This is a genomic window from Microcoleus sp. F10-B2 (genome assembly GCF_036704965.1).
Classification (GTDB): Bacteria; Cyanobacteriota; Cyanobacteriia; order Cyanobacteriales; family Microcoleaceae; genus Microcoleus.
On the sequence record NZ_JAUBTB010000058.1, the window covers coordinates 10,951 to 24,019 of the forward strand.

The 13,069-nt window shown below is 47.1% G+C and carries 4 protein-coding genes; 2 read left to right on the forward strand and 2 right to left on the reverse strand.

The window, feature by feature from the left end; translation table 11 throughout:
* Both QUA99_RS21405 and QUA99_RS21410 read left to right on the forward strand, forming a co-directional pair.
* The coding region (locus tag QUA99_RS21405) for a CHAT domain-containing protein (RefSeq protein WP_333241008.1) at positions 1–1,605 on the forward strand (1,605 nt) is incomplete at its 5' end.
* 122 nt (positions 1,606–1,727) lie between these two features.
* Entirely contained in the window at positions 1,728–5,978 is a 4,251-nt protein-coding gene (locus QUA99_RS21410; protein WP_333241006.1) for a DUF4347 domain-containing protein, read from the forward strand.
* Positions 5,979–6,106: 128 nt separating this feature from the next.
* On the opposite strand, the gene QUA99_RS21415 is transcribed toward QUA99_RS21410, so the two are convergent.
* Both QUA99_RS21415 and QUA99_RS21420 read right to left on the reverse strand, forming a co-directional pair.
* A complete protein-coding gene (locus QUA99_RS21415; RefSeq protein ID WP_333241004.1) occupies positions 6,107–11,503 on the reverse strand; it encodes an AAA family ATPase in 5,397 nt (1,798 codons plus the stop codon).
* Between the two features lie 993 nt (positions 11,504–12,496).
* Positions 12,497–12,889, reverse strand: a complete 393-nt coding sequence (locus QUA99_RS21420; RefSeq protein ID WP_333063735.1) for a hypothetical protein — start codon at positions 12,887–12,889, stop codon at positions 12,497–12,499.
* Between the last annotated feature and the right edge of the window lie 180 nt (positions 12,890–13,069).

A 13,069-nucleotide genomic window follows, 5' to 3' on the forward strand; every position in this document is an offset into this window, starting at 1 on the left:
CCAACGCCGGCACCGACACCATCTCCAACACCACCACCAACGCCGGCACCGACACCATCTCCAACACCACCACCAACGCCGGCACCGACACCATCTCCAACACCACCACCAACCCCACAACCAACCCCACAACCAACCCCACAACCAACACCACCACCAGCGCCATCTCCAACACCGGAACCAGCGCCATCTCCAATATCAGAACAAACGACATTACCGGATATCTCAATTACCAATGCGATCGCCCAATCTGACAACCTGAATAACATTAATAGAATTGAATCTCTTTTTAACTACAGATCCGATTGGGAAAGCGAAGTTGTCCAAACGGCATCGCCTCTAAATATAGTTAGCCCCAGCGATATCACACGGCTAATCGATAGAGGCGATATCCCACAAGCCATTTTCTTTATCGATATCTTCTACAGTGAACAAGTGGGATCATACATTAACCAGCAAATCACCCGTGATTTGGAATCTTTTACGGCCATACAGCAAAGAACTAGAATCATCGCCAGCCAAACTGGTAAAAAACCAGCTATTATCTACGCCTTCTCCCGCCCTGAACAATTAGACCTGATCGTCGTCCCCCCTAGCGGCATCCCAATTCATAAAGCCATCCCCGCCGCCAGGCGCGAAACTTTGATGCAAGTCGCCGCCAGCTTCAGGTCTGAACTCCTTAATCCCAGAAACATCAATACTGAGAGCTATTTGCCAGCATCCCAACAACTTTACCAGTGGATAATTGCTCCCTTGGAAGCTGATTTGAAAGCTCAGGGCATCGATACGCTAGTTTTTAGTATGGATGCGGGGTTGCGATTGCTCCCCTTAGCCGCCCTCCATGACGGTTCTCAATTTCTAGTAGAAAAATACAGCATCGGACTCATTCCCAGCGTCAACTTAACCGATACTAGCTATGCAAGTGTTAAAAATGCTGAAGTTTTAGCAATGGGAGCCTCACAATTTACTAATAACCCACCCTTGCTAGCAGTGCCCGCAGAACTTAACGCTATTGCCTCCGAATGGAAAGGCGAATCCTTCCTCAACCAAACCTTTACTCTCAACAATCTTAGGTCACAGCGCAAAGACAGACCCTATGGGATTATTCACCTCGCCACTCACGGATACTTTCAGCCAGGAGCACCGAGCAATTCTTATATTCAGTTATCAGATAGCAGGCTAACACTCGATCGCGTGCGCCAACTAGGGTGGAATCAGCCGCCTAAAGTTGAACTATTGGTGTTGAGCGCTTGTAAAACTGCTGTGGGTGATGATGACACCGAATTAGGTTTTGCAGGGTTAGCTGTGCAAGCGGGGGTGAAGTCAGTTTTGGCGAGTCTTTGGAACGTCAGCGATGAAGGTACTTTAGGGTTAATGGCTGAATTTTACGATCAGTTAAAAGTCGCGCCGATTAAAGCTGAAGCTTTGCGGCAGGCTCAAATTGCTATGATCGAAGGTCAAGTTCGCATTGAAAATGGTCGTTTAATTTTGTCAAACTCAAATAAGGAGTTAAAATTGCCGCCAGAATTAGCTAAACTGACTAATGAAAATCTCTCCCATCCTTATTATTGGTCGGGCTTTACGATGATTGGAAGTCCTTGGTAATGTCATTGCGAGTAACAAAGCAATCGTAAGGACTTTAGCGTAGCTCGCAATCCGAGGCTAGTGAGTGCCTAAGTTCTATTTGAGTGAAACCTATAAAGCTTAAAAAGTAAAGAGGTTGCATAATGCTACAGCAAAAAAATGTTTCAAATCTAGTTTTTATTGACTCAAATGTTGAAGATTACCATAGTTTAATTAGCGGTGTTTCCCCAAATGCTGAAGTAATTATCCTAGATGAAACGCTCGATGGCATTGAGCAAATCACCGAAAGGCTAGCAATTGAACAAAATATAGAAGCAATTCACATCATCTCTCATGGCAGTCCAGGTGCAGTACAACTCGGTGCAAATATACTCAAGAGCAGCAACATAGAAAGTTTCGCCCCTCAACTCAAACAGTGGCGCAAAGCATTAACAAATGGTGCAGATATTCTCCTTTATGGGTGTAATGTCGCCGCCGATGTATCGGTGAAAATTGACAGCCCCGACATCCCCCACATTCCCCACATCCGCCAGGGGTTAAAACCCCTGTCTCATAGCTTAAGTCGGTTGAAACCGACTGAAGACAATTCATTTATTCAGTCCTCGATCGAGGACTTTCGCGATCGGACGGGGGTTTTAACCCCCGGCGGGACTGGTGTTAAACCGACAAAACCTAACCAATTACTCCAACGCCTGAGTGAATTAACTGGTGCCGACATCGCAGCCTCCGCCAACGCCACCGGCAATGCCGCACTGGGGGGAGACTGGGAACTGGAAGTACAAACAGGCCTCATTGAAACACCAATACCATTTAACGCCAATGCCCTGAAAACCTACAGCGGTCTACTAGGCTTCGCCCCGAAAGTTGACTTCGCAACTGGCGCTAGCCCCAGATCCGTCAGCATCGGCGACATCAACGGCGACGGCAAACCTGACTTAGCAACGGCCAACTACACCTTCAGCACCGCCTCCATCCTGATAAACACCACCGCCACCGGAGCCGGCACTCCCACCTTCACCACCAAATTTGACTTCGCTACTGATCTTTGGCCCCAATCCGTCAGCATCGGCGACATCAACGGCGACGGCAAACTTGACTTAGCTGTGGCGAGCTCCGGCAGCAACGGCGTCTCCATCCTGCTCAACACCACTGCCACTGGAGCCACCACTCCCACTTTCTCCCCCAAAGTCGGCTTCGCTACTGGCGTTAAACCCCTATCCATCAGCATAGGCGACATCAACGGCGACGGCAAACCTGACTTAGCAACGGCGAATTTTGACAGCAACACCGCCTCCATCCTGCTCAACACCACCGCCACCGGAGCCACCACCCCCACCTTCGCCACCAAAGCTGACTTCGCCACTGGTGGCACTAACCCCCAATCCGTCAGCATCGGCGACATCAACGGCGACGGCAAACCTGACTTAGCAACGGCGAACATCGGCTTCGGTAGCAGTACCTCCATCCTGCTGAACACCACTGCCACCGGAGCCGCCACCCCCTCCTTCAACCCGACAGTTGACTTTGTTACTGGTAGCAACCCCCAATCCGTCAGCATTGGCGATATCAACGGCGACGGCAAACCTGACTTAGCAACGGCGAACTTCAGCGGCAGCAGCGCCTCCATCCTGTTGAACACCACCCTCACCGGAGCCGCCACCCCCACCTTCGAGCCAAAAGTTGACTTCACTACTGGCAGTGGCTCCTACTCTGTCAGCATCGGCGACATCAACGGTGATGGCAAACCTGACTTAGCTGTGGCGAACCGCAATGACGACAACGCCTCCATCTTGCTCAACACCACCGCCACGGGAGCCACGACTGCCACTTTCGCCCCCAAAGTAGACTTCCTTACTGGCACTGGCCCCCTCTCCGTCAGCATTGGCGACATCAACGGCGACGGCAAACCTGACTTAGCAACGGCGAACCAAAACGACACCGCCTCCATCCTGCTCAACACCAGCAGCCCCAAAGTTACTGCAGTCACTGCCACCACTGCAGACGGTAGCTACGGTGTAGGTTCCACCATCAATATCACCGTCACCTTCGATGCTGCTGTCACCGTCATCGGCACACCCCGACTGCAACTAGAAACTGGCACAACTGACCAATTTGCCACTTATGCCAGTGGTAGCGGCGGTACCGCCCTCACTTTCAACTATGTAGTCCAAGCCGGAGACACTTCCCTCGACTTAGAATACCTCTCCACAAGTGCCCTCACCCTCAACGGCGGCACCATCAAAGATAGTTTGACTGCGGATGCCGTCTTAACCCTCCCCGCTTTAGCCTCAGCCAACTCCCTCGGCGGTAGCAAAGCCATAATTATTGATGGCGTTGCACCAACTGTTGTCTTAACATCCCCATCAGCAACAACAGTAAATGGTTTATTTAGCGTAACTGCTACCTTTAGTGAAAATGTCACCGGGTTTGATAATACTGATATCACCGTAGCCAATGCGAATGTCGGTAACTTTGTCACAGTTGATGCCAAAACCTACACCTTTGATGTCACACCGAATGCTGATGGCCCCGTCACAGTAGATGTACTTGCCGCCACAGCTACCGATACTGCCAATAATAACAATACCGCTGCCACTCAACTGGTTCGCACTGCTGATATTACACCGCCAACAGTTGCCTTAACATCCGCATCACCGACAACCATAAATGCACCATTTTTAGTCACAGCAACATTCAGCGAAAATGTCACCGGGTTTGATAATACTGATATCACTGTCGCCAATGCGAATGTCAGTAACTTTGTCACAGTTGATGCCAAAACCTATACCTTTGATGTCACACCGAATGCTGATGGCCCCGTCACAGTAGATGTACCGGAGGCTAAAGCGAAGGATACTGCCAGCAATAACAATACTGCTGCCACTCAACTAATTCGTACTGCTGATATTACCGCACCTACTGCTAGCTTGGGTGCAATTTCTAACATTACTATAGCGGGCGGCACAAGTCAGGCATTGACAGTTACTTTCACAGATAGCAGTGGAGTAGATGTTAGCAGTTTAGATAATTCTGACCTGGTAATAAACTGGTCAGGCGGTGCAATTCCCGCTACATTTGTCAGAGTCGATACTAATAGTAATGGCACCCCTCGCACGGCAACTTATTCTCTAACTCCGCCTGGGGGAAGTTGGGATGATACAGATAATGGCAGTTACGCTGTTAATTTGCAAGCATCGCAAGTAAAAGATACTTTTGGCAATCAAGTTGTAGCTAGCAATTTAGGCAGTTTTACTGTTAACATTGCCACGCCAACTCCGACTCCCACGCCGACTCCGACTCCCACGCCGACTCCGACTCCGACTCCGACTCCAATACCGACTCCAATACCGACTCCGACTCCGACTCCGACTCCAATACCGACTCCGACTCCGACTCCGACTCCAATACCGACTCCCACGCCGACTCTAGGTACTCCCGCTGTCATTTTCCTGGAACCACTTGGCAGTACCGACGTACTCGAAAGCTTGGGCAGCGATATATACAAAGTGCGACTAAATACTCAGCCAACTGCTAATGTCACCGTCGCCATTACCCCTGAAACTCAAGTTACTGTCAGCCTACCTGTCCTTACTTTTACTCCCGCCAATTGGAATGTCGCTCAAACGGTAACGGTGACTGCGGTTGACGATGCCCTTGTTGAGGGCGATCGCGTCAGCCCCATTAGCCACGCCACCAGCAGCACTGACACATTGTATAATAACCTGGTCGCCCCTCTCACAGTCAATATCAGCGATAACGATAACTTAGGCGATGTCAAAACCCTGTCCCAAAAGTCAGTAATCGGTTTGACAGACTCTGACGATCGCCTCACAGGATCGGCATTGAATGATATTATCCACGCACGCCCCGGCAATGACTATCTTGATGGCAAAGCAGGAGATGACTTGCTTTACGGACAAAAAGGTGATGACGGCATCAGGGGCGGTGATGGCAATGACATTATTTTTGGCGGCCAAGGCATTGAATTTATTCGGGCTGACAGTGGTACTGACTTGATTTATGGAGGTAAGGAAAACGATCGCATTTACGGAGGCGATGGCGACGATATATTGTTTGGCGACGGGGGCAATGACTACTTATTTGGAGAAATGGGGGCCGACACTCTCACAGGCGGATTGGGTTTTGATGTGTTTGCGATCGCGATCGATACTGGTGGAACAGACGCTTCTGCTGCTGATGTGATTGCTGATTTTACCCTAAATCAAGACAAAATTGATTTAATTAGTCCCCTTGCTTTTAGTCAGTTAAATATTTTTCAAGGAACAGGCGCTTTTGTTAGCGATACTATAATTCAGTATCAGGTAACAGGGGAATATTTAGCTGTCTTGAAAGGAGTGACTGCCAGCAGTATAGTTCAAGCAGTAACTTTTTAGACTTCGTATGTTGTTGCGCTTTAGCGCTAAAGCGCAACAACATAGCTACCCGATTTCGATCGCCTAGTTTGTAGGGTGTCTCAGCAGTCGATCGTACTTTTGCTGTGATTTTCAGGTATAGCAACCGCTTAATGTAAATTGTGTAGCCTGTCTTTGATTTTTGTGCGAGTCACCAATGCAGACTGACAGCGTTCCCAGTAAATTTTAGCGACGCGATCGCCCGGATTCTGACGCCAACACTCGGAAAACAGCCGCGCCGCTTCAAATAACTTCCCTTCCGAGTAAAGTGCCCTAGCTTCTGCAAACAATTCCAGCGTAACTAACTTGGCCTGTTTAATTTCTGGCGGATCTGCATCAAACACCTCATAAATCGTCACAGCTTCGGATTTTCCCTTGACTTTTACCGTGTCTAGAGTGCGGATTGCGTACTGGGATGGATTTTTCAGGCGCGTATAAGTTGGCTGGGTAATTAATAGCGCCACCCCATAATTTTTCGTCAAACTTTCTACGCGAGAAGCTAAATTAACGGCATCACTAATTACTGTCCCGTCCATGCGATTTGGTCCGCCCACAGTTCCCAGCATCAAAGAACCCGTATTAATCCCAATCCCAATCTGAATCGGCGCACAGCCAGCGTTAGCGCAGTATTCATTGTATTCAGCGAGACGGTGCAGCATAGCAATTCCCGCTTTCACCGCATTATCCGCCTCGCCGCTAAATAGCGCCATAATCGCATCGCCAATATATTTGTCGATAAACCCCTTATTTTCATTAATGACAGGTTCCATGCGACTGAGATAAGAATTGATAAATTTGAAATTATCCTCCGGCGTCATAGTTTCCGAAAGCGTGGTGAAGTCGCGAATGTCGGAAAACAACACCGACATTTCTAACTGCACTTGGTCGCCCAATTCGACATCAATGATGCTTGATTTCTCTAAAAACTGGAGGAATTGATGGGGAATAAATCGCTCGTAAGCTTTGTTGAGTTGAGCCAGCCTGCTTTCATTTTTGCGTACTTCTGTATAAAGCTTAGAATTTTGAATAGAGATAGCCGCTTGTCCAGATAAAACTTTTAATATTTCTACTCTTTCAGGGGTAAAAGCTCCCGCTGTCAAATTATTTTCTAGGTAAACAATACTAATGATTTGAGATTGGTTAATCAGCGGCACACATAAAATTGATTTGGGTTGATGCTTTCGGATGTGGGCGTCGTTGGTAAATTGTCCCGCTCTGGCAGCATCATCTAGTACCACGCTTTCTTGAGTGCGGCTCACATAATTGACAATTGCGACAGCAAGTTCTTGACAGGTTTCAACGGGGATTGACTGCAACACGGTGACGAGTTCGTCATCGATTTTCCCTTCAGCTTCAATGAACAGTTGTCCCTGGCTTAACAAAATCAGATAGCCTCGTTGCGCCCCGGCATTTTCCATCAAAATTTTCATCAAGCTAGACAGTAGCTTATCTAGCATAATTTCTCCAGAAATCGCCTGAGAAGCCTTCATGACTGCGGCGATATCTAGGTGATTCCCCGAACCAGTCGTTGTCATTGCTACGGTAGTTTGGGTGTTGTTCCTTCCCGGTTGAGTTACCGCCAATAAGTGAGGATATCGCGTTTCTAAATCCGTTACCTTAGCAGTAGCTCCCCATTCAACATAACAATAATACGCATCAAATATGTAGGCTTGAGCAACTTTTGTTTTGCCCCATTCCGAGTAGAATTTGGCTGCTAGTTCGTTTGCCAGCGCTTCGTCATTAACATATTCGTTTTCTTGGGCTCCTGAAATGGCGCGATCGTACATTTCAATAGCCTCGGCTTTATTGCCCAACACCCGTTGCCGTTCTGCTTCCACTAAATACCATTTATGCAGATAATTCATCGGAGCATTTTGCGCCCACTGTTGCAGCGTGCTTTGATGAGTTTCCACTAAGGCAATAATTTCATTTTGCTCAATTGCTGGGTGTGCGGGAAAAAGTGCCAGGTGCGTCAGGGCTGCATAAAAATGAAAAATTGGAACAAATGTTGATCCAGATACTCCCATCAAATACTGTTTGACTTGGGAAATGTGGTCTAGGGCAGCCGTGTAATTGCCATAGCAGTAAGCAAGCAGCAGTTTGAAGATGCAGGCACAGGCGATCGCCGTAAATTCATTATCCTGATAGTGCTTGGGAATCATCACCGTTTCATCGTAGGCAGAGCCTATTAACAAATCCGGCCGAGTATGGGTTTCCCTCAAGTTTTGCACCGTCTGCTGAATCATATCCAAATAAACCCGCGCAGAATATTGTTTCAACTGCGCCATTACCGCCCTGTAATTTGCTATTTCTGGTTCCCAAGTGTCTAGTTCTACACCAGCGAATAAATGAGTATAAAAGCAAATATATATGTTGTAGCCAGCGTCTACAAAGTCGCCTGTTTCCATACCCAACCTATAGCCTTCTTTCAGCGTCGGTATCGTTGCCAAAAGAGATTCTTGGCGATGCTGAATCCAACCACCAAACAACAGCAAAATTATAGACTTGAATTCCCGTACATTGAACCTATCGAGCAATGAAAGTGCCAATTGCCCAAAGCCATAGCCCGTTTCTACCTCTTGGAAAAAGGCACAGAAAACCATCCCGTGCATCGCATAACCCACCGTCGATGCGGGTGCATTCCCAAACTGGAGAGATAAACTCACCATCGTTGAGCTCAGCAAGGGCAGCAAACCGGGCATTCCCTGGAAAATGGGTGGAAACAACATACCAGACAGTTGCATAGCTGCCTGAGTCTGTGGATTTGTCATCACAGGTAGGTCAACCAATTCCTCAATCTTTCTGCCGCCGAGGAGGCCTGCAAGGGCTTGTAGCGCTTGGCCAATCTTGGCTTCATCAGGTTCGGCAGGGAGTTCGATCCCCAATTGTAAGAGCGCCTCTCTTGCTACTGCGATCGTTTCTAACACCTTGCTCTGGGCTGTCTGAGCGGCAATTTTAATTTCGTAAATTTTAACTCGATCTAAAATTGTTTGGGCTTCTTGCAAAACCAGTGCTGCCATCTGTTCCATACCATCAAAGTCACCATTCAAATAGGCAATTTCAGCAGCAGCAACATAGAGATTTAGCGCCAGTTGATATTGAGTTTGCCAGCATTGAGGTGTCAGTAGCTCGATTCCCGTTTGTAGATAAATATTTGCCGCCGCGTAGGCGGTAGAACTTCTGGCTTTACGTCCAGCTTCTAAGTTGAGTTGGGCTAAGGCTTCTCGTTCGCTTAATCGATCGATTAACTCAATTCCTTGATTTAAATGCCCCACAATATCAAACAGTTTTTCTTCTGTTTCAATGTCGGAAGAATTTTGTAGCAGTAACTGTCCTATTTTCAGATGAGTGGCTTTTTTTTGCTCGTCGGGAATCAATGAATAAGCCGCTTGCTGCACGCGATCGTGCAGGAAGCGATAAGTGGGATTAGCAACAGACTGATTCGGAGATCGATCGTCTGCTTGGATTAAATCATAGCCTTCTGAAATCACTAACATGAGTCCTTCTTGCAAGGCTTTCCACAGCGCTGATTCCGTTGGTTCTGGTAATTCTTCGCTGACTATTGCCAATGTCTCTAAATCAAACTGCGCCCCAATGCACGCGGCAAGTTTGAGAACATCCTGAGTTTGGGCAGGCAACTTCTGCAATTGCGCCGCCATAAACTCCACCACATCCGGGGCGTCGGCAAATTTAACTCGATCGATATTGCACTGCCACCCTCCTTGTACCCCCCTCTGTCCCCCCTTGGTAAGGGGGGATGAAAGGTGGGTGGGGGACCCAGGGGGAGCAAATATAATGTGACCATCTTCATACAACGACTTGAGGAATTGAGTAGAGAAAAAGGGATTACCTTTGGTTTTTTGATAAACCAGTTCTGTCAAGGGCTCGGCCAAGGATAAATCGCAAATCAGCGTATCTGCTACCAACTGATTCATATCTGCTAAACTCAACGGTTGCAGCGTAATAGTATTCACCACTGCCCCAGACTTCACAATCTCATCCACCGTCAACATAAACGGATGAACGGGGGAGACTTCATTATCCCGATAAGCACCCAATACTAACAGATGCCCTGTATCCTGCATTAACAGTTGTAGCAAGTTGAGCGATGCTGAATCTGCCCACTGCAAATCGTCCAAAAAAATCACTAAGGGATGTTCGGCAGTAGTAAATACTTGTACAAACTTTTGCATCAGCAAATTAAACCGATTTTGTGCCGCACTCCCCGACAGTTCTAGTGCAGGACTTTGAGGGCCAATAATGCGTTCTAACTCAGGAATCACCTCAATCAGCACTTGCCCGCTATCACCCACTGCTGTCAGAATATTGGTCTTCCATGTTTGTAATTGAGCGTCACTTTCTGATAGCAACTGTCCCATCAATTCCCGAAATGCTTGCACAAATGCACTGAAAGGAATATTGCGCCCAAATTGGTCGTATTTACCTTGAATAAAATAGCCGCGCTGTCTGGCGATCGGTTTGTGGACTTCGTTCACTACGGCGGTTTTACCAATTCCAGAAAAGCCAGCTACTAGCATCATTTCGGCACTATCCGTACTGACTCTTTCAAATGCTGCTAACAGATAATCAACTTCAGTTTCTCTACCGTATAACTTTTCGGGAATCAGAAAACGGTCTGTAAAATCGCGTTTTCCCAAGTCAAATTCTTCTATGCTATGCGTTTCTTGTAATTGAACCAGACACATTTCTAGATCGTGCTGGAGGCCAAAGGCAGTTTGATAGCGGTTTTCGGCATTCTTAGCCATCAATTTACTGACTATTTTCGAGATAATCAGGGGAATTTCTGGAGCGTATTCGTGCGGAGGAATTGGTTGTCTGGCAATGTGGCAGTGCACCAACTCTAAAGCGTCTTCTGTCTCAAAAGGTAGTTTTCCTGTCAGCAATTCGTAGAAGGTGACGCCGAGAGAGTAAAAATCTGTGCGGTAATCGAGAGTGCGATTCATCCTGCCGGTTTGTTCGGGTGAAATATAAGCTAAGGTTCCTTCTAAAATGTTGGGGTTTTTCAGGGTCGGCGTTTCTCTTTTTAACTGAGTTGAAATGCCAAAGTCGATAATTTTGAGCTGGCCGGTGGCTGGATTAAATACTATATTAGAAGGATTAATATCCTTGTGAATAATATTGGCGCTGTGAATTTTACCTAATGTTTCAGTTGTGGCGATCGCAATTTCCAGAAACTCCTTGAGGCTAAACTTTCGCTGCTGCATCCATATTTTCAAGGATTCCCCGCCAAAGTCCTCCACAAAAATCACGAGGCTGTTTTGGTATTTTTGCAAGTCATAGACTCGCACGACTCCCGCCTCTTTCAGCTCTCGGGTGATGCGGTATTCGGTACGGTACCGCAGCAATTCTTGAGGTGTGGGGTAGCTTTCTTTGAGCAGTTTGAGGATGAGCGGTTGGCGATCCGCTTCCCGAATCGCCCGGTACACCAGAGAGTTGGCACTTTCGTAAAGCAACTTCTGGACGGCAATGCCTGGAATGGAGAGCATATTATTTATTTTTCTGGTAAAAATTAACGCACTGTCAAAACACACCGGATTCGTTGTGTCGAGAATAGCGCTTTAGAAAGCAACAAATTATGTTTTTATAACACACTCTTAGTTTTTCGGCAGCGAAGTGGCTTTCAGGTGGTCTGGCAGAGTAAGGGTAAGGAGTTATCATGCTACATATCTCAACCTTGTTAATTCTCAATTCCATAAATTGTCCCCCTTGCGGTTTTTCAAACATCGTTAAAATTTTTCCCACCCCCAGCGCTAAACAAAACTTTAAATTTATATATTGTCACAGGCAGTTTGTTTAAAACCCCAGACATCAAAGGATTTCAGAAGAAACAAAAAAACTGAGAGATCGGCTTTGATTAGAAAAAATATCTTGAGTCGCGATTGTCAAAGTCACGAGGGTGTCCCCCCGCTGTTTCCAATACTCTGTCTTTTTCAACAATTAGCATCAGTCCCCCGGAAAGTTCAAGTAAAGTCAAAAAATAAAGGCAAGCTAACTATCTAACGTGATGAAATGTAGTCTTTCGTAGAGCATCAGGGTAACAAGCGGTGGAAAGAGCGGCCACTTGATGCATTAACCAAAGAAGTTCTAGGGGTTTATATATATAGGAAGTCGAGTTGAAATTGGTGCTAAAGGCTGGTCGGATTCCCTCCCAGGAGTTTACAGACAATGTGCCGTCTATAATACAGATTTTTTGGTCCATATAAAAAAGTTTTGCCTCGCCAGCGACACAAATCTGTCGGGAAAGATACGGGCAAAACTTCTGATATCGCAAGATGCAAGAACTCTCTGATGTACAGGATATCTCGCTATTGTTGTAAGAAAGAGTCTTTCCTAATCTAAACAGCTCTCCAGTCCTGTGCGAGCCTTGTGGTATTTTATTCATCATTACAACGCTTCTTTACCCCTAAAAGGGTTGAGAATTTTTCGTTGCTATGCAGGAGTACCAGACTTTGTACTCGTGATTTTGGAGAGTCATTTATCTACTTCCCCTTACCCTTCCGGGCTACAAACTCCCGCAGCCGGAGTAAACTAGCGGTTTGCCCCAAATTCAGCGGCAGCAGCGACACTCCCTCCAACCGAGACTGCACCCAACCGTCGCCCCAATACCACTCGTGAAATCCGTCAATTCCCTGACTCAATAATAGCCGCAGACAATTGTGCTCAGCAATATCAACGTGATGCTGAACTGCCACGGGGCCCAGCCAACTCGTAAAGGTCAAACCTTGAGCAAATTCTTCCGGCAAACCGCTAGACAACTGCTGCGGCCACAACCACTGCTGCAATTGACTCGGACGCAACAAGCTGTCTCTAATCGCTGTTTCGGAAGCTTCAAGCTCGATCCGCAGGTTGCTTTGTTGAAAATTACCGAGCATAGGAATTTGAGATATAACTGCAAGTAACTTTAATGTAACTTATTTGACTGGTTCTAACCTGTTGCGGGCGGGCTCGCGTGCCCACCCCACAAACAGAAAATTCAATCTTCGCTTCACAGGCCCGAAAGCCTGTTTAACCTAGAAGCCCACCCCACAAGCAGAAAATTCAATCTTCGCTTC